The 18,434-nt window shown below is 54.3% G+C and carries 19 protein-coding genes; 12 read left to right on the top strand and 7 right to left on the bottom strand.

Annotated features, from left to right (window positions below; genetic code table 11):
- The first annotated feature begins 374 nt into the window (after nucleotides 1-374).
- From I2H81_RS03135 to I2H81_RS03115, 6 genes are all read left to right on the top strand, one after another.
- The gene (locus I2H81_RS03135) at nucleotides 375-542 is read left to right on the top strand and encodes a hypothetical protein (protein WP_158553195.1); all 168 of its coding nucleotides are present in this window, start codon (nucleotides 375-377) and stop codon (nucleotides 540-542) included.
- A complete protein-coding gene (locus I2H81_RS10355; RefSeq protein ID WP_229108037.1) occupies nucleotides 542-820 on the top strand; it encodes a hypothetical protein in 279 nt (92 codons plus the stop codon). Before I2H81_RS03135 ends, I2H81_RS10355 begins: the two co-directional genes overlap by 1 nt.
- A 68-nt stretch (nucleotides 821-888) precedes the next feature.
- Complete coding sequence (locus I2H81_RS03130; RefSeq protein WP_271817450.1) at nucleotides 889-2,727, top strand: site-specific DNA-methyltransferase; 1,839 nt, start codon at nucleotides 889-891, stop codon at nucleotides 2,725-2,727.
- A 2-nt stretch (nucleotides 2,728-2,729) separates the two neighbouring features.
- A complete protein-coding gene (locus I2H81_RS03125) occupies nucleotides 2,730-5,639 on the top strand; it encodes a DEAD/DEAH box helicase (RefSeq protein ID WP_195644516.1) in 2,910 nt (969 codons plus the stop codon).
- A gap of 391 nt (nucleotides 5,640-6,030) precedes the next feature.
- Nucleotides 6,031-6,330 (top strand): DUF2958 domain-containing protein, encoded by a 300-nt coding sequence (locus tag I2H81_RS03120; RefSeq protein WP_195644515.1) that lies wholly within the window; start codon nucleotides 6,031-6,033, stop codon nucleotides 6,328-6,330.
- Nucleotides 6,331-6,334: 4 nt separating this feature from the next.
- Nucleotides 6,335-6,628 (top strand): hypothetical protein, encoded by a 294-nt coding sequence (locus I2H81_RS03115; protein WP_195644514.1) that lies wholly within the window; start codon nucleotides 6,335-6,337, stop codon nucleotides 6,626-6,628.
- 226 nt (nucleotides 6,629-6,854) lie between these two features.
- Here the strand turns inward: I2H81_RS03115 and I2H81_RS03110 are convergent, their stop codons facing one another.
- The 4 genes from I2H81_RS03110 to I2H81_RS03095 all read right to left on the bottom strand — a co-directional run bounded on the left by I2H81_RS03110 (nucleotide 6,855) and on the right by I2H81_RS03095 (nucleotide 10,370).
- Nucleotides 6,855-8,228, bottom strand: coding sequence for a hypothetical protein (locus tag I2H81_RS03110; RefSeq protein ID WP_195644513.1), 1,374 nt, complete (start codon nucleotides 8,226-8,228; stop codon nucleotides 6,855-6,857).
- Nucleotides 8,229-8,273: 45 nt separating this feature from the next.
- Nucleotides 8,274-8,672, bottom strand: coding sequence for a hypothetical protein (locus tag I2H81_RS03105; protein ID WP_195644512.1), 399 nt, complete (start codon nucleotides 8,670-8,672; stop codon nucleotides 8,274-8,276).
- A 140-nt stretch (nucleotides 8,673-8,812) separates the two neighbouring features.
- Nucleotides 8,813-9,508: a hypothetical protein gene (locus tag I2H81_RS03100; RefSeq protein WP_195644511.1), complete on the bottom strand. Its 696-nt coding sequence runs from the start codon at nucleotides 9,506-9,508 to the stop codon at nucleotides 8,813-8,815.
- A gap of 67 nt (nucleotides 9,509-9,575) precedes the next feature.
- A complete protein-coding gene (locus I2H81_RS03095) occupies nucleotides 9,576-10,370 on the bottom strand; it encodes a hypothetical protein (RefSeq protein WP_195644510.1) in 795 nt (264 codons plus the stop codon).
- Nucleotides 10,371-10,491: 121 nt separating this feature from the next.
- On the opposite strand from I2H81_RS03095, the gene I2H81_RS03090 reads away from it, so the two are divergent.
- The 4 genes from I2H81_RS03090 to I2H81_RS03075 all read left to right on the top strand — a co-directional run bounded on the left by I2H81_RS03090 (nucleotide 10,492) and on the right by I2H81_RS03075 (nucleotide 14,167).
- Nucleotides 10,492-10,722 carry a helix-turn-helix domain-containing protein gene (locus I2H81_RS03090; protein WP_195644509.1) on the top strand — a complete coding sequence of 77 codons (231 nt, stop codon included), beginning with the start codon at nucleotides 10,492-10,494 and terminating at the stop codon, nucleotides 10,720-10,722.
- A 333-nt stretch (nucleotides 10,723-11,055) separates the two neighbouring features.
- Nucleotides 11,056-11,517, top strand: a complete 462-nt coding sequence (locus tag I2H81_RS03085; RefSeq protein ID WP_229108035.1) for an ABC-2 transporter permease — start codon at nucleotides 11,056-11,058, stop codon at nucleotides 11,515-11,517.
- Nucleotides 11,436-12,641, top strand: coding sequence for a recombinase family protein (locus I2H81_RS03080; RefSeq protein ID WP_324253201.1), 1,206 nt, complete (start codon nucleotides 11,436-11,438; stop codon nucleotides 12,639-12,641). The genes I2H81_RS03085 and I2H81_RS03080 overlap by 82 nt, the downstream gene beginning before the upstream one ends.
- Nucleotides 12,626-14,167, top strand: a complete 1,542-nt coding sequence (locus I2H81_RS03075) for a recombinase family protein (RefSeq protein ID WP_195644508.1) — start codon at nucleotides 12,626-12,628, stop codon at nucleotides 14,165-14,167. Before I2H81_RS03080 ends, I2H81_RS03075 begins: the two co-directional genes overlap by 16 nt.
- Nucleotides 14,168-14,200: 33 nt before the next feature.
- Here I2H81_RS03075 and I2H81_RS03070 read toward each other — a convergent pair whose 3' ends face one another.
- Together I2H81_RS03070 and I2H81_RS03065 are read right to left on the bottom strand one after the other, a co-directional pair.
- Nucleotides 14,201-15,169: a site-specific integrase gene (locus tag I2H81_RS03070; RefSeq protein ID WP_195644507.1), complete on the bottom strand. Its 969-nt coding sequence runs from the start codon at nucleotides 15,167-15,169 to the stop codon at nucleotides 14,201-14,203.
- Nucleotides 15,159-15,368, bottom strand: coding sequence for a hypothetical protein (locus I2H81_RS03065; RefSeq protein WP_148331614.1), 210 nt, complete (start codon nucleotides 15,366-15,368; stop codon nucleotides 15,159-15,161). Before I2H81_RS03065 ends, I2H81_RS03070 begins: the two co-directional genes overlap by 11 nt.
- A 180-nt stretch (nucleotides 15,369-15,548) precedes the next feature.
- Here I2H81_RS03065 and I2H81_RS03060 point away from each other — a divergent pair, with 180 nt between their 5' ends.
- Together I2H81_RS03060 and I2H81_RS03055 are read left to right on the top strand one after the other, a co-directional pair.
- A complete protein-coding gene (locus I2H81_RS03060; RefSeq protein ID WP_195644506.1) occupies nucleotides 15,549-16,685 on the top strand; it encodes a helix-turn-helix transcriptional regulator in 1,137 nt (378 codons plus the stop codon).
- A gap of 66 nt (nucleotides 16,686-16,751) precedes the next feature.
- Entirely contained in the window at nucleotides 16,752-17,252 is a 501-nt protein-coding gene (locus I2H81_RS03055; protein ID WP_195644505.1) for a hypothetical protein, read from the top strand.
- Between the two features lie 293 nt (nucleotides 17,253-17,545).
- On the opposite strand, the gene I2H81_RS03050 is transcribed toward I2H81_RS03055, so the two are convergent.
- Complete coding sequence (locus I2H81_RS03050) at nucleotides 17,546-18,376, bottom strand: class I SAM-dependent methyltransferase (protein WP_195644504.1); 831 nt, start codon at nucleotides 18,374-18,376, stop codon at nucleotides 17,546-17,548.
- Nucleotides 18,377-18,434: the final 58 nt, after the last annotated feature.

Raw genomic sequence — 18,434 nt, 5'->3', positions numbered from 1 at the left:
TCAAGCTGTTTAGCTGGGATGATAGTTTGCTGGTACGTTTTAGAGTGCTTTCAATTACCGAAGCAACGCCATCGATTTATTTCTAATTAATGCTGACCGGCAGATTGCGTCCGCCCGTAAGAGGCCGCTCAGACTGGTACTCAAAATGTACTCACGACGTTTTGAGTATCGATATGCTGGTACTCACAGACGGTAAAAACGGCTGTCTACCTCGATATATTCGTTATCCCCAACGATTCGTCAACGAATACTGACTAGTGATTGAGTGCTGCATGGCTCAAATTAGCCTACGTAATTACGTAATTACGTATTCTGGCGTAAAATGATTTCGGTCAATTTAGGAACGTAGAACAGTTCAATTCGGAGGGGCGACCATGGAGGAAGATCAGGCTGTTCATGCCGAAAGGGAGCTGGATAAGTTCACGCTCTCGATAACCCGCGAGGATAAGCGGGCTCTTAAGTCCTATGCCGCGCGCCAGGATAAGACGGTGGCTAAAGTCCTGCGCGAATGGATTGACGAGAAGTGCAAGGGGGAGAAGTGATGTCTCAAACAGCGCAAGCGGTCGTTCAGAACCTTGTTGATCGCGCTGTCAAGCTGGGCGATCGTCAGCTCGCTGCCGACATCCGCGCTTTTGCTGCGCAGCGCCAGTTTGGGCTTGTGTTTGAACACAACCGCCCGGAACGACTTCGCCTTTATGGCAAACCTGTCATGAAGGGCGATATCGTACAGGTGCTTCCCGAGCGTGGTAAAAAAGAGGACTCTAGCTCCCAACTGCTATGGTTGGTAAATGCCGTTCGGGGGGGGGGGTTGCTGATCTAAAGCCATATCAATCGCCCTCATATGACGAAAACGAATGTGAGCCCCGCTCCGTTGCTGTCGACGATGTCGTGCCTGTTGCTGAATATGACCAGCCGATTTATGCTGGCCTCAAAGAGACTGGGCGTGTCGAGCGCGCTGGCGATAAGCCCTATCAAGTAGTCATTAACGGCGAAAACTACCATGCTCTTGAAACCTTGGCCTTTGCCTATGCAGGCAAAGTGGACTGCATATATATTGACCCGCCCTATAACACTGGCGCCCGCGACTGGAAATACAACAACGATTACGTCGACGGCTCCGACGCCTATCGCCACTCCAAGTGGCTTGCCTTCATGGAGCGCCGCCTCAAGCTCGCCAAGCAGCTGCTCAACCCCAACGATTCCGTACTCATCGTGACGATCGACGAGAAGGAGTACGCAAGGCTTGAGCTTCTTTTAGAGAGCGTTTTTCCCAACGCGACCGGTATCCAGACGGTTTCAATCACCATAAACAAGAACGGGGTTGCCCGCGGCAACCAGTTCAAGAGAGCTGACGAGTACGCTGTCTTTTGCTTTTTTGGCACCGCCGCGCCGTGCCAAGTGGACCGCAGACTCTATTCCGTTGAGTTCGGAGAACTTGAGGAAAAAGTGGCTGATGACGCGTCGAGCAGCCGCTCCCAACGTAAAGTACGTTGGGAGCGGCTGCTGAGGGGCGGTCCCAATGCCGCTCGCACCGCAAGGCCGAACCTCTTCTATCCCATCTATATCGATGAGGAGACCGCGACCATTAAGGAGCTCGGCGCTTCTCTCCCCCTTGAACAAGACTGGACAAAGATACCGACAAAAACGGGTCTCAGGGCAGTTTGGCCTATTAGGACCGATGGCCGAGAGGCGACTTGGAGGATCTCCCAGAATGCTCTACAGGCCAAGCTTGATCGCGGGTGCGCAAAAGTAGGTGAGTACAACAAAAAGAATGATCGGTACTCCCTCCTTTACCTAGGAGATTCCCAAGAGGAGCGTCTCAAGAATGGAGAAATTAAACTCATCGGCAAGGCTGAGGATGGGTCCTTGCTTCTCGAAGAGCAGGGAGAGCGCTCTGCCATTCCAACAACTGTTTGGAGTGGCACGCAGTTCTCTGCCGGTGAATACGGGAGCCGATATATCAAAAAGTTCATCGGCGATAGGCGCTTCACATTTCCAAAGTCCCTTTATGCGACCGAGCTCTCAATCGCTTCCGTTGTTGCCGACAAGCCCGACGCCCTTGTAGTCGATTTCTTCTCAGGATCGGGCACCACGGCACATGCCGTCATGCGCTTGAACCATCAGGACGGCGGGCGCAGGCGCTCCATCAGCGTAACGAATAACGAGGTCTCCGAGGACGAATCCAAAAAGCTCACCAAGCGCGGTTTTCGTCAGGGCGACCCCGAATGGGAGGCACTGGGCATCTGCCAGTACGTTACCAAACCTCGCGTCACGGCGGCCATCACGGGCAAGACGCCCGAGGGCGATTCCATCAAGGGTGACTACAAGTTCACCGACGAGTTCCCCATGGCCGATGGCTTCGAGGAAAACGCCGTCTTCTTTGACCTCACCTACGAAGACCCAGACGCCGTCGAGCTGGGCGTGGCCTTCGAGGAGATCGCGCCCCTGCTCTGGCTGCGCGCTGGTTCGCGTGGCAGCATCATCAAGCACGAGCAGCCGGGCTTTGCCATGGCCGACGCCTACGCCGTCCTTTTCGACTTTGCTTCGGTCGGCGCTTTCATAGACGCCGTCAAGCGGAATGCCAGCATAGGGTGCGCCTATGTGATCACGGACGACACGGCTCGATACGCCTCCGTCAAGACACAACTGCCTGGGCTCGATGTCGTCCGCCTGTACGAGAACTACCTGCAATCGTTCAAGATTGCCGCCGAGGATGCGGTGAGGTAAACATGAGAGTCGAACTTAAGGATTTCCAAGCCGGTGCGGTCGCGACCCTGGCGAACAAGTTACAGTCGATGCGCCGACGCTACGAGCAGGACGGCGAGCTGTCCTCGATATGCCTCGCATCTCCCACGGGGTCGGGCAAAACGGTCATGTGTGCAGCGACGATCGAAGCGCTCTTCTTCGGAGACGACGATCTGAGCCTCATGCCCGACGAGAATGCCGTCGTTCTTTGGCTCTCGGATTCCCCGAGCCTGAACGAGCAGACGAGCGTGCGCTTCTCCAATGTGTCGGACAAGCTCGCAGACAGCATCCTCGACAGGCGCCATCTGGTCACGATTACTAACGACTTCGGAGCCGCACACGACATTCTCGAGCCGCGCCACGTCTATTTCCTCAGCAAGGACCTACTCAGTAAGAACGGCCTGCTCACCAAGGGTAGTGAGGTCAACTCCGGCCGCGTGTTCTGGGACATCCTTGACCGCACCATCAGGGACCCGGAGCGTAATCTCTATCTGTTCATAGACGAGGCCCATCGCGGCCTGGGGGCCAATGCCTCAAGCGAGCGCGGCACCGCGACGATCTACGCCAGCCTCATTGATGGGCTCGACGGTCGTGCAGCGATGCCCATCGTCGTCGGGGTCTCTGCCACGCCGCAGAGGTTCGAGGCTGCTATGGACCAGCGCGCCGATCGCGTACGCATGCCGAAGGTTGCTGTGACCCCTCGCGAGGTCCAGGAGTCGGGTCTGCTCAAGGACATCATCGAACTGCGCGTGCCAGAGAAGGACGACCCAGTCGAGCACCAGTACCTCACTATGGCGTGCGAGCGCTATGCCCTGGCCTGCCGCGAGTGGGGCGAGTACTGTGTCCGTGAGGGCGAGAGCCCCGTCAACCCGCTGCTGCTCATCCAAGCGGCGGACAACGTGAGCAACTCGACCCTGGCTGAGATGTGCGACCAGATTACGGGCCTGGTCCCCGGCCTTTCCGAGGCGATGTCGTTCGCCAACGTCTTCGGCGAGCATAAGGACATCACAGCGGGAAAATACCTCATTCCCTATGTCGAGCCCGAGTTCGTTCAGGACACCTCGCGCATTCGCGTGCTCTTCGCCAAGGAGGCTGTCTCCAACGGATGGGACTGCCCGCGAGCGGAGGTCATCTTCTCGCAGCGCAGGCGTTCGGACTCGACCTATATCGCACAGCTCGTGGGCCGCATGGTGCGCACCCCGCTCGCGCGGCGCATCGAATCCGATGATCTTTTGAACTCCGTCTCCTGCTACCTGCCCCAGTTCAATCCCGAGAGCACTCAGGACGTGGTCGACTACCTCATGGGCCGCAAGGACGACATGGGCGAGAGCTCCATTGGCAAACAGAACATCGTCCTCAACCCGGTGACCATCACGGCGGCTGCGCCCAAATCCGAAGCCGACTACCAACAGGAGCTCAAGGCGTACGAGGAGAACGAGAAGGCCATCGAGGCGGCGCGGCAGGCACAACCCGGCTACCAGGCGCCGCTTGCCGGCATCGCGATTCAGGAGCCGTTGGACATGCAGGGAACGCAGCCCTCGCTTGCCTCTGCGGTCAGGCCCGTCGACGTCCCGGCGCCAGAAGCGGAGCTGGCGCCTCAGCCCGCAACGGGCAACTACGTTGCAACGCCTGCCCCGCAGCAACCTGCGATACCTGAGCCGAGTTACACACAGTCTGAGCCGACCCAGCCCGCCTCGGTCGTAAAGCCCGTGCCCATGGCAAAGCCCAAGCCGCCCACCAAGCGCGAGCAGTCTTTCACGCACCAGGAGTGGCAGGGCATCCGCACAGCCTTCGATTCCATCCCCGTCCAGCGCATTCCGAAGAAGGCCAGGAACGAATTCCAGAGCCTGGTTAAGACGGCGACTCTGCTTGTCGAGACTGGCCTCGATGTCAATGCCGCGGCCGACGTGAAAAAACAGTTCGTCCAGAAGCTCAAGGGGTACATCGTTGCCAACGAGGACGAGTACCGCGAAACCAAACACGACGTTGAGGTTGCCGAGACCGTCAAGATTACGCTCGACAAGCTCAACGAGACCGAGGACCAGGAGCAGGAGGAGGCCCGCACGGACGCCGAGGGCCTCAGAAAGGCTGCCCGCGACGCCGACATGCATTTCACTAAGGAGTTTGCGAATGAGTATCGTCGCGCCAACTTCAAGGAGCTTGGGCGGCCCGAGTGCGACCTGCGCCTTGCCGCAGCGGTGCGCACGCAGGCCATCGTTGATGCACTCGAGGGCTGGGCGGCTCAATGCCGAAAGGAATACTTCGATAAGGTCGATGGATCTGGCGATTATGACTACCTTAACGACGCGGCAAAGCAGCGCTACGACGAGCTGGCCCGTGAAACCGAGGGCAAGCGTCTCACAAAGATAGAGTGGCCCACGTCTACCAGCACGTCGGACGACTTCGCTAAATATCCGTGCCATATCGTGCAGAAAGAGGACGGCCTCTGCCCGCTCGACCTGAACCCGGCGGAAGACTATATCGTTAGGAACGAATTGGCAAAGAATCGCACGGTTGCCTTCTATCGCAATCCGTCGGGCAGCATGTCTGCCAAGGCGTTTTCGATTCCGTACATGTCTTCGGTGGGACGCAAAGCCCTGCATCCAGACTTCCTCTTCTTCGTGAAGGATGAAGGGGGCGTCATCAGGCCGTCCATCGTCGACCCGCATGGCGAGTTCCTCAGCGACACGCTGGCAAAGCTTAGGGGCTATGTGACCTATCTGCGCGATTATCCCGACGTGTTCAAGCAGGTGCTCTTCGTCGGGGATATGGGCGAGGGCGTGTACAAGGTGCTCAACCTGCTACGCACCGACGTTCAGGATGCCGTCATGGCCTACAGCGACGTCGACTGTAAGGCGCTCTTCTACGGTTCCTTCGCAAACGATTATCACTAGGAGCGTTGGGATTTGCCCGGCAGGCGTCTCGCACCATATACCAGAAGCGAAATAGTAAGGCACGCTAAGGCGGCCGTCCGTTAGTGGGCGGCCGCCTCTCTTCAGTCTTGACCCCATGATTTGCAGCGTGTCGGCGGCATTCGCCGGTCATGATCTCGTATCCGTTACGCGAGTGGCACCTCCGCTACGCCGCGTCAAGGGGCCCATGAGACCCCGCACAAACCTCCGCTCCGCTCCGGTTGGTGGAGGCCGTCATGGACTCCCTTGACCCGCCTTCGCTCCGGTGCAGCTTTGCGGGGAGCAAAGCCGACGACGACGCGCGGCGTCGCCATTCGGCTTTGCCCGCAAGGGCGAGATGTTCAGGGCAACGTGCCCGGAAACGGAGGAAGACATGCAGGAGCTGATGACGAGGGAGATTGCGGAGGAGCTGCCGAGGCTCTATGAGCAAGACGGTTCGGAGGACCCCACGGTATACGTCCACTACTTCTCGTGCGTGAACGGATGGGACTGGTGGCTGCTCGAGTTCGACGGCACGGACGAGGCGTTCGGCCTCGTCGAGGGCTACGACGACGAACTCGGCTACTTCAGCATCAAGGAGATGGAGGAGCTGAACCGCCAGATGGGGTTCGCCGTCGTCGAGCGCGACGAGCACTTCGAGCCGAAGCCGCTCAGCGCCGTCGGGGGGAGGTAGCTACATGGGGATGTTCGTGTGCAGCGCCGTAGGTTGCTCGGACGAGGTTCCGGGTGAGGGAAACGAGCTGACGGTTGTCGTTGAGTACGAGACGGAACTCGAGGGAGGGGTGTATGAGGTGGGCGTCGCGCTGGAAGGGTCGCCCGGGCTCGAGCGTCTCGTCTCGGAGGCGCGCGGCGAGGCTGACGCCATGGTGGGGAACGAGGGCGGATGGGCCGCCGTCCGCATAGGGTTCGGCGACATGGAGAGCATTGACTGCGAGAGCGGCCGGACCGTGTACGTTGCCGGAGAGGGGTGAAGCACATGCAGAGAACGCGGGCATGCCATCGGCGTGTCCGCGCCAGCTTTTCCGGGGATGCCTCGCGCCATCCCCGAACCCCTGCGCGCCAAGGGGCGGTGCCCCTTGGAACCTTGGCTAAGGTGACTCGGGAACATGGAGGATACTGAGACTCGTGCGCCCGGGTGGCATCATTAGATCTCAATCTGATGCCTGACCGCTACGGCCTAGAATTCGGCGGCTTCCGCTACTTCGTGGCACCGCAGGAACAAGTGTAGTATGCCGCAGAATCTGTAATCGTAACCGCTTCCTCCCATGCCGCAGAATCTGTAATCGTAACCGTTTCCTCCCATGCCGCAGAATCTGTTACGGTATTGTATACCGTATGATATGCGCCACATGCTTTATTGCCTGCCATAAGTGCATTATACGCATGAGCTTGTTCATTGCCCGTGATATCTGCTCCGCAGCCGTTGCAAATTGAGCACTCTTCCGTATGGGTCACTGCGGGATGGTACACCTTCTCCGTATGGGTCACTGCGGGATGGTACACCTTCTCCGTATGAGTCACCGCAGGATGGTAGATATCATACTTATGAACATGCGCCGGGGTGCCATCCTTTTTCGATGAACTGCCTGAATTGGTGTTCGAGCCGGAGTTGCTGCTGTTGCCGCCACTCGGCTTGCTATCGGATTTTCCTTCGTCTTTCTTGGAAGATGAATTGCTCTTATTTCCAGAATTATCGGAGCCGCCTGTGGCCTTTCCATCATCCTTCTTGCCGCCGGAGGTCTCCGGTGTCTTCGCATCGGACTTGTCTTCCTTGGCGGTCTCCTCGGCCTTCCCAGTCTCCTTCTCGACGGCATCCGTATCGGCATTCGGGTTCTTCTTGATGTTGTCCTCGAACTTCTTCACGACCTCGGCACCCTTGTCCCCGGTCAGAGTAGAATCGCCCTTCTTCACGGCTTCCGCAACATCCTTGGCAATGTCTGTCAGTTCATCCTTCATCACTTTGTCCGCATCCACCTTATCGAAAGTCACGCCTGTGGCGGCTGTCTTGTCGGTTTTCCCGGCGGCAATCCTCTTCGATGGCACCTTGTAGATAGAACCGTCGGCGTTCACCGGAGAGATGAACGTAACGGTATAAGTGCCGGACTTGCCAACCTTTACGGTTACCTGTCTATTCGCGTCGATAGCGGTGTAGAAATCCACCTCGCCGTCCGCACCCTCGATATGCGCGATGACAGGCGTGGAGGTGTCCGCATCCCATCCCTCGGCCTTCACCTCAAGGACGAACTCCATGTCCTGCTTTTCATCGTCCTTTGACTGGGACACCGCAGGGACGTTCGCTTTGCCCGTCACTCCGGCATGTGTGACGGCATACCCGCCACCGCCGACGAGAAGCGCCGCGCAGAGGATTCCTGCACCGGCCGCGCAGACCTGCTTGCGGGAGAGCTTGCGTCCGAAGAGTATGAGCGGCTTCTTAACGTTCTCCTCCTCCGTCGAATCCACGACCTTCGGGATTTCGGCGGTCTTGTCTGCCGGGGCACCCTTGGTCTCGATGCTGCTGTCGTTAAACATATTGCTGTCATTCTTCATCTCTGTCAGTCTTTTCTGTCTCATAGGAAGTTTTCCTGCCCTCTATCTATCCATATTACCGGTAGGTCTCTACACCAACATGCCCCATAGGACATGCACGAGGATGATGAGAGCGAGGATGACCGTCGTCCATTTGCCGTAGTAGAGCAGCCTATCGGGCAGCGTCGCCATCGAAAGGCGCTCGATGCGCTTCTTGGACTCATCTACCATCGAATCAATGACCTTCCTGTTCCTTGCGGTCACCTCTTCGACGTTCTTTATGGTCGTCTCTCCCGCCTTCTGTTGGGCGTTCGCAACTCCCATGAGCGCCATCTGATTCGCCTGATGCTGCGCGTCCGCCGCGCCGTTTCTCAGCTCCTCGACCTTCTCGAGCACATCCTTCATCTCCGAAACCGTGCCGCGCATCTCCCTTGCGATGCGTTCGTTGCTCCGGCGCTGCTCGGCGATAAGGTCTTCCAGCTTCTTCACGGTTCCGATGAGGTCGGTCTCGTCCTCAATCCTTCGTCCGGCGTTTCTAGCATTATGGGAAAGAAAGGATGCCTATCGACTTCTTTCCATGACAGCTCTTGTGCTTCCCATCTCCCTTGTAGGGAAGGGATCTGTGCCTGCTACTTCGTCGCACCGCAGGAAGAGCACTTGTACCCGGTGGTTACGGTCTCGTCCCATGCCGCGCTCACCTGCACCTGTTCGTCATAGGCAGCCTGCACTGTACGAGACTCTTCGTGGCAAGAACCGCAGTTGCCACCGTTAAGCAGCGAGTTCTCAAAATGAGCAGCTTCGTTCCCTGTGATATCCGCGCCACAGTTGTTACAAATGCTGACATACTTTACAACTGCGTCATGGTGGACGGTCTTGTATTGCGCGTCGTGGTGGACGGTCTTTGTCTGGGCTACCCAGTTGTGCTGATGCGCCGGGGTGTCATCCTTTTTCGATGAGCTGCCTGAATTGGTGTTCGAGCCAGAATTGCTGCTGTTGCCCCCATTCGGCTTGCTATCGGGTTTTCCGTCTTTCTTGGAGGATGAATTGCCCTTGCTTCCAGAATTATCGGAGCTGCCCGCGGCCTTCCCCTTCGCTTCCTCTCTGCTCGAGGAGGCCTCCTCGGACTGGCCGCCTTCTGCCGCCGGTTCGGAGGCTTCGCTCGCGTCGCTTTGAGTGCCGGAACCGGTGCCTCCATCTTTTCCGGACGCCTCCTCGGATTCCCGCCACGCGTGCGCAGCCGGCTCGCCTCCGGCCCCGTTTTCCGCGGGTGAGACGTTCGTCCAGACGAGGACGAGGAATGCGAGGAGCAGGATGGCCGTCGCCACAGCCGCGGCCTTCCGCGACGCCATGCGCGCGAGAGTCCCTGTCGCGAGCCGCCTGCCCCTGTCGCGCCTATTTTCCATTGACGAACACCACCGCGCTCCACTCGGAGGAAAGAGTTAGCGTGAGGGTGCCCTTGCGATCGGAAAGCTTGAAGTCCGTCTTCTCGCCCGCGACGGTCATCGTCCCCTCGTAGATCAGGGGCCGGGGCGACGATCCGTCCGAGCTCACCCACTGGGAGGTCACGTCGAGCTCGTATTCGCCGGAATGGTCCGAAGCGAGCCATGAGCTCTCGCGCGGGGCGTCGGTGTAAGAGCCCTTCCTCCGGTATTCGCCCTTCGTGAACGCAAGCGAGCCGTCGTCGAACGAGAGCGTCTCTGCGACGGTTTGGGTCGAGGGAAGGTCCTTAACCGACCAGGCGGTGCCCTCCAGCATGGCTTTTACCCTGTCGGGCGCTGCCGCCGTGTATTCGTCGTAGTAGGACTTTGCCGCCGACTCGTCCCCGAAGTACCTCTCGCCGTAGTCTTCGCACCCCGAGGGCACGTAGCTCCCGTCGTCCTGCCTCACGAGCGTAACGGTGCCGAGCTGCAAGGAGGACAGAACCACATCGTCGCCCTCGGCTTCCCAATCGCCGCTGAGCTCCTGGGAGCCGACATAGTGCCAGGTGCTCTCTTCGAACTTGATCGTCGACGCGGATCCGGGCTTGTTCGCGCATACCTTGCCAAGGGCCACGCTGCCGCAAACCGAGTAGTAGTAGAGGGTCTTGCCGCTGATGCTGCTCTTGCCGCACCCGGCGAGCCCGAGCGAGCTCATGACGGCGAGGGGTCCCGCTGCGAGAAACGCCCTTCTAGAGATTTCAATGTTCATCGTGCTTCCTCCCAGATTGAAATCTTCTGATTCCCGTATTGTATTTCAAATTGTCACTTATATAGGTGTGACTTATATAGAACAGGGCCGAATCATTGACACCGACGGTAAGGAGGTGCCGATGACTCAACTGGGCCCCAAGATGCGCGTGGGGCTTCGCGTCAAGGAATTGAGGGCCGGGCTCGGCGTGAGCCAAGAGGCCTTCGCATATTCCATCGAGATGTCGCGCACCTATTTCGCCGAAGTCGAGACCGGCAAGCGCAACGTCTCCATCGAGAATATCGAGCGCATCGCAGGCGGGCTCGGCGTCTCTCTGAGAGAGTTTTTTGATTCAGACCTGTTCGATGGCTAGCTCGGCTGCCGGCTTCTGGCGTCATTTTTCGGCGCTATGGTTCGAATGCTACGCATCACCTTGGATTCGGTTTTCCGCCACGAAGTGGCGGTGCAGGATAAGGCTCCACTACGTTTCGCCGAAGGCAAACGGCGCAACTCGGCGAGCCGAGTTCGAAGGCGCAGGTAGATGCCTGCACCTAAAACGAAAATCTTCCGCACCCGCGTGTAGTACGCGGGTGCGGAAGTGTAGTTGATCGAGGCGTTTCCACTGGATATGGGCGATTACGCGGCTAGATTGAGCCTGCCACCATTGATGAAATTGTAGTGTTTACAAGCAAGAAAGGTGACGATTATGAGTAATATTTTGAAATCCACAAAATTAGATATCGCATTGGTAAAACCATATTTTAAGACAATTTGTTTCACCCTGCTTCTGCCGATTGTGTTTGCCGCAATCAATCGTTCTTTGCTGACAGGAGTATCATTTGCTATGTGCTTTATTGCCATGACGACGGGATATACCTTTTCCATCACAGAAAAAAACAGTATGGATCGTCTGTTTGGTATTTTACCTGTTCGTAAAAGTGAGCTTGTGATCGGACGCTATGTTTTTGTCCTTGCAATGGGGCTTCTTTCCTTGATTATTTCTTTGATTGCACAGCCGCTTGTCTTGAAAGTGCTGGGTGAAACAGTTGGCGTATTTGATATTGTAACTGCCGCTATTGCAGGAGTATTCTTATTTGCACTCTATACCGTGTTCCAGATTCCGGGATATTACAAGTACGGCTCAATCAAAGGACGGGTATTTATGTAATTGGCGCACGGGCACCTTACGGTTACAGGAAAGACCCTGATAATTGCCATAAACTTCTGATTGATGAAAATACTGCCCCTGTGGTAAAACAGATTTTTGAATGGGCACATGAGCATGTGGCACTGAACCGGATTGTCCGCAACCTAAATGAGATGGGAATTCCGGCACCGAGCCATTATAAAAAGACCACTGGCGAGATTACCAGTCCGGGACTGATCGGAAGCGGCAAATGGCAGACCCGTACAGTGATGAAAATCTTAGAAAGCGAAGTTTATACAGGCGATCTGGTTCAAGGAAAAACAAAGATTGTAGATCATCAGCAGGTCAAGGCTGGAGAAGATAATCTGATTATTGCAAAATGCACCCATGAACCGATCATCAGCCATGAATTGTTTAATGCAGTTCAGGAATACAGAAAACAGATCTGTGAAGAAAGCAAAGCAACTCCAAAACGTCCCTACACACCAAACATTTTCAAAGGTAAAGTGTTCTGTGCTGATTGTGGCAGAAACCTTCACAGGCAACGCGCCGAGCGCCGGAAAGGACCCGACACTTACTGGTTCCACTGCCTTACAAACAGCCGGGTAGAAAAAGATAGCTGCAAAGGTGCGATGATACAAGAGAAAGAACTGATTTCTACTGTTACGGCTATTCTTGAAAAAGAGCTGACAGTTGCGCTGGGAATGTCGCTGCCACTCTTTCAGTTGGAGGCAAGACAAAAACAGGAAAAAGATAAGCTGAAAATTCAGATGTCGGCCAAACGGCAGGAAATTGAAAAAATACGCCGGCTGATCCGTGGCCTATATGAAAATTTTGTGCAGGGTATTTTGACAAATGACGAATACTTTGAATTGAAAGCGGATTATGAACATGCTATCAATGCTCTGTCTGGTGAGATTGAAGTATTTGAAAAATCTATGGACTCTCTGGACAACCAGCTTGCCAAATACCGTGCAATGGAAAAGGATGCAAAAACACTGGCACAGGATCACGTACTGACTGCAAAACTGATTGAACGGCTCATTGAACGAATTGAGATAGACCACGAGCGGAATATTCATGTGACCTTCCGTTTCAAAAATGAATTTCAGGGAAAGGCGGTGGAACCGTGCGCAACTATGTGATTGCCCTTTATATCCGTCTTTCTGTGGAAGATTTCAAAACTGAAAGTTTGAGCATACCAAATCAAAAACTGATTCTTCATGAAAAAGCTATGTCTCTGCCGGAATGGGATAACAGCGAGATTTTGGAATTTATTGACAATGGTCATACGGGGACAAACTTTGAGCGTCCGGCGGTGCAGGAACTTTTAACAATGGTTCAGGCCGGAAAAATCAACTGTATTATTGTAAAAGACCTTTCCCGATTTGGACGTAACAGCATTGAAACCGGCTATTTTATTGAGCGGGTATTTCCTCTTTATCACACCCGTTTTATTTCCGTCAGTGATGATTTTGACACAGCTAATTTCAAAGGTGATACCGGAGGGATTGATATTGCTTTCAAGTATCTTATTAGCGAGTGCTATAGCCGAGATATGTCCATGAAAACCAAAAGTGCAAAATACGCAAAGATGCGTCGCGGGGAATATCAGAGTGTCATCTGTCCTTACGGCTATCGCAAGAGTGCAGACGGACGTATGGAACCGGACGAGGATGTTGCCCCGAATGTGCAGATGATATTTCAATGGGCGTCTGAAGGCAACACCGCAGCCGAGATAACAAGAAAACTGTATGCCATGAATATCCCCACCCCTGGGGAATATCGCAAACTTAAAGGCAAGGGCTATTACAATGTTTCCCGAACAAACGGCGTTTGGAGTACATCAACGGTCCTGCGTATTTTAGAAGATCAAAGATATATCGGTACCTATGTAATTGGCAAGAGAAAGGTAAAAGAGATTGGCAGCCGACATACACAGTTAAAGGATGAAAGTGAGTGGTTCAAAATACCGAACCATCATCCGGCTATTGTAAGTGTGGATCTATTTGAGAAAGCCAATGCTTCAATTAAGCGTTTCTCTCTGTCAAATAAAAAGCTGCGTGATTATCTGCTCCGTGGTAAGGTATTCTGTGGATGCTGCGATCATGCAATGTCTCTACGAAATGGTGCGTGGTTTTATTGCCGTCATTCCGAGGTGGCTGAAACGCTTCCTTGTCATGGTGTGCGCATAAAGATGGCAGATTTGGAGCAGGTTGTATTTGAAACAATTCGGGCTCAAATGTGTCCGGCATTGGGAATTGATAGCAATAAGGATAAATTGGATTTGCAGACAGTCCAGCAGGCCGAACATGAAGAAAAACTCCGTTCTATTCAAGACAGCAAGCGGCATCTTTATGAGCAGTATGCACTCGGAGAGATTGATTTGGAAACCTATCGAACACGAAAAGCGGTTTATGACACGGAACTGGTACAAGCCAAAAATGTTCATGCTGTCATTACTGCACAGACAAAGCAGATAAAAAGTGATTATGAGATTAAGCTGAAACAACAGGAAATTGTGCAGGAAGTCGGAAACGCCAACATGCTGACAAAAGCTCTGATTGACCGACTTATCAACAAAGTTTACGTCTTTCCAGGAGATCGGATTGAGATTGAATATGCAACACAGAATTTCTTAGAAACTAAGGAATCCGAAAAGGAGGGATAACCGTGAACACCCATTTGAAACAGCTATGGGCAGCTATGAGGCTGCCCGAAAAACTTCAAAAAAAGTTATAAATTTTTTTGTCGTGGGCTTGACATACGGGTGGCGGATGTCGTGGATGCGGATGCGCTTGACGCCCGAGATTTCGCAGCCCCGTTTCATCTCGTGGGACAGGGCATGCTTCGTAACGGGGAAGAGCCGGTCAACGGGAGCGATTTCAGGATGTGTTGTAAGATAATCATGCAGCTCCTCACGAAGGAGGCTCGGCATGACGATGTCCCGCTTCGAGGCGCGCGTCTTGGGCGGACCGATAACGTCCTCGCCCTTGATGCGGGCGTAGGAATGACGGATACGGATAACGTTGAGATTGAAGTCGATGTCTTCCGGACGGAGGGCGAGGAGCTCGCCCTCGCGGCAGCCCGAGAGGTAGAGCGTGAGGAATGCAAGGTAGATGAGCGGCTTGTCCTCGATGGCCTGGGAGAAGCGCTTGAACTCGGCAGGGGTCCAGTAGAGCATCTCCTTCTCGGGGCGCTTGGAGCCGACCTTTCCCGCCGCCAACATGGGATTCTGGGGCAGGCGGTAGAAGCGGACGGCGTGGTTGAAGATGGCTGAGAACTGGTTGCAGATGGTGTGGAGATAGCTCTGCGACAGGTTCTGCTCAAGGAGCCAATTCTCCCAACGCACCACGTCCGCAGCCTTGACGTCACAAAGGCGCATGGGGCCAAAAATGGGCAGGATGTACTTGTCGATAATGACATCCTTGGTGAGCCTGGTGCCGACTCGCAGTCGAGGGTAGATGTCACGTGCGTACATGGTTTTGACGAAGGCCTCGACGGTGACCTCGACACGTTCGTTGCAGGAGGCGAGGAAGTCGCGCTCCCAAGCCACAGCCTCCTTCTTGGAGACGAACCCGCGCTTCGTCTTCTTGTGGCGCTCGCCCATGGAGTTGCGGTACCAAGACTCAACCGTCCAAGTCCCGCGCTTCTTGTCGCGGCTAACTGACATTAGTCATCGCCGCCTTCTGCTTAGAAGGGGCGGAGAGAAGACGTGCCTCGAAATACGAGCGCTGGACCTTCCCGGGGATGGTCATGATTCCCTGAGCTGCAAGCTCTGTATTCAAGGTCTTGATTAGCTTGAACGAATAGGACTTGCTCATGCCCGTGATCTCGGCAACCTCCTCCGCGCCGATAAGCTGACGTGTCATATGTAGTCTCCTTTCTAGGATGGGACACCTGTTGCCCCTTGTCTCGATTATGTACAAGAAAGGTATTAGCTACGACGAAAACTGGAATATTTCCAATCTGGCCACATCTCCTACATTTTTTGTACGCACTAGATTTCGCGTGTAGACTTAAGGGCAGCTATTCTTTGGAGGTGTATCTGAATGACTGCCGTCGACTACGTCGGTACAATCTCGGAGGCCCTGTCGTCGTTTGCGGCCGACAGGGAGTGGGAACAAACGAGCAAGCGCTGGGGGAGGCAGCAACTATCTCAGAAGCTGTTTTGCCTCCGCTCGGCGCGTAAATGGACCCGAAAGGTGGCTGCGCAGGCGGCGGGAATCCCGGAATCGGCCTTAAGGAATTACGAGCTGATGAAGTCGGCCCCGAAAGAGGAGCATCTTGAGGGGCTTGCGAACGCCTTTGGCATACGAGCCGAGGCGCTTCGCTACTACGATTTCAGTGATACGGACCTAATTGCTCAGGCTTTCTTTCAATTTGCTGCGACATACGGGTTCGAGCCCGTTGCAAATGAGCGCTATTCTGCGCTCAAGCCGACTTCATCTTTCATGAAGGCGTTCCTGAAGAAATGGGCTGCTCAGCATGCTCAGGTTGAGAGCGACTCCGACCGGGATGATTATGAAAGATGGAAGGACAACTTCGCGGCTGACTTTGACCCGTCCCAGTTTCCCTTGCGCTACGAGTACGATCCGCGAGAGTCCTGGATACTGATTACACCCTGGCAGAATAGAATGCAGTCGAAGAAACTGCCCGAGCTAAGGGCGCGGTGCACTCCTGCGAAGACTCAGCCGGATTTGGCCCGAGAGACCGATCTTTCCCTTGCAACGCTACGTTCGTATGAACAAGGGGCTAGGGTGCCAAAATTCGCTGCACTCCAAAAACTGTCTGCTGCTCTTGGCGTGAAGAGAGGGGCGCTTGTATTTACCGATTTCGGTAGTCCTGTCCAAGCGGCCCACGCATTATTTCAGCTTTCGGCCTCATATGGGTTGATTCCGGTTCAGCTGGAAGACGGCCCAGTGCTCCTCGCGAGGGGACCTGTTTCCGACTCTTTTCTTTTTGAATGGGCAAAGAAGTACGAGACTCGTGTGAAGCGGGCCGATGAATACGACGAGTGGCTCGATCGGTTCAGCTATTTCGAACATGATAAGTCTGATGACTATGTCGATAAGTTTCGGCAGCATACGATACGCCAACCGAATGGTTCGCTGCTTATTGACGGTCATGTTTATAGCGATTTCTGTCCCTTCGACGAACGTTTCAAGAGGGGATATGCGCTTGCTTAGCAAGTTTCTGCCATTGGCGGGTCGGAACATATTGCTTTGGAGCAAACTGTTGGGAAGGGAGAGGATATGAATAAAGAAACGAAATTGGGCGATGGAGTCGCCAATGAGCTAAAGGAAGAAATCAATCGCGAGCTGTCTTCGACGGCTAAGAGTTTCATTCGAATCCTGTTTGCATACCTTAACGATAAAGTTCAGGGTATCGATTTTGATGATCTCCTAGGAAAACTGAGCAAGAAAGACGAGGACGAGATTATGTCCCTCTGGTCTTCTCAACTCGTAGAAGAAGGCCTAGTGCCAAGTGGGTATGGCGGCTTGCCGAATGATTTACTTATTGAAAATTTGCATCAAACAGGCTATGTAGATGGTCTCTATAGCGGGTACGTTCTTGCAATGATCTCGCTGGTAGATAACAATGCGCCTCGCGAGCTGATTGCTTCTGTAAAAGACGATCTATTTCCTAAACCTATAGCATTGCGCTACAGAGATCGCCATGAGTTGGTTTCGCGCCTTGATGATGAAAATTATCGCTGGGTCAAATGTCTGACGAAGGATGATCCAGCTGATTAAAGATCTCGAATCAACCTTTTCGTTTTATGCGTGAGGACCAAATGAGGACCAAATTCCGTCGAAGAAACGCCTGTTAGCTTGCATTGTAAAAAAGTGAGCTGCCTTTCTAGCCGCGGTGCTCGTTATCGAGTGGGAATAGAACAGACGTTCGATAAAATAATATAGTATCAGATAGCGGGCGCGGTTTTAATCGAATCCGTGCCCGCTGCTGTATGTGTGTCCTTGCACGCCCAATATGCGCCGTAAAAGCCGTCTTCTTCAACGCCAAAGTGAATGCGCTTCATTTTTGCCTCTTAAAATCTTATTTTCACGATTTGCATTTTCATCCCGTTGTCACCGACCCTTGCGAGAAACCGGAAAAAGCCGCTGATAGAAGGGTCTCTCAAATCGTTGTAACCCAGCATATAGCCGCGACTTGTGACCTGCAGACGGCTGTCCCACGCGCCGATTTCCTTGGCGGCATCCGAAACCGCAAAATATGCCCCCACATCCTTGATTTTTGCAGTCTTAAGCCATGTTTTTGCGATCATCTTTACCGCCGTCCGATTGGCAGCATCAAAGACCAGCACACCGCCGGGGAAAGCGTCCGCCATCCCCCGCACCAGTTCCCGGACCTGCTGGGTCAGAAAGTAATAGAACACCCCGGAGGCAAAGAACACCGCCCCGCGGGAGGCATCGATTTTGCTAAACCATGCGGTGTCTTTCAGGTCGCAGGGGATATTTTGTTCTCGATCCCCGGCGGGCAGTAGCTGCTGCCGCAAGGCAATCACATCCGGGAAGTCCAGATTGTAGATCTTGCATCTACCGTTGTCGCAGGTTCTGCCGGTGTTGTCCAGACCGCAGCCCAGATTGACCACCGTCGCATTGGGGTGGCCTTTCAGGTAATCCCGCACCTCGAAAGCAAGATCACTCTGCCGTGTGGCCACCTCCAGCGCACCAAAGCGCTGCATCAGGCTGCGGGAGTTTTTCTCTGCCTCTGAAAAGTCGTAGTCGATCTGGTCGAGCAGACGAACCGCTGTTTCATCCCTGTAAAGGTTCGGGTACAGCTCCGTACACAGCTTCCGGGAATACAGCGGGAGGACCAGCGTCTCCTGCACGGTGTTTTTCTCAATTCTACATTTCATAGGTTTCTTCCTCAGTGAATAAAAACTGTCATAATTGCCGCCAGCATAGTCGCTATGA

Origin of the sequence: Collinsella aerofaciens, assembly GCF_015561195.1 — a bacterium.
GTDB classification, from domain to species: Bacteria; Actinomycetota; Coriobacteriia; order Coriobacteriales; family Coriobacteriaceae; genus Collinsella; species Collinsella aerofaciens_AC.
Note: the sequence above shows the minus strand (reverse complement) of the source record. Positions and strands in the feature narration are given on the sequence as shown.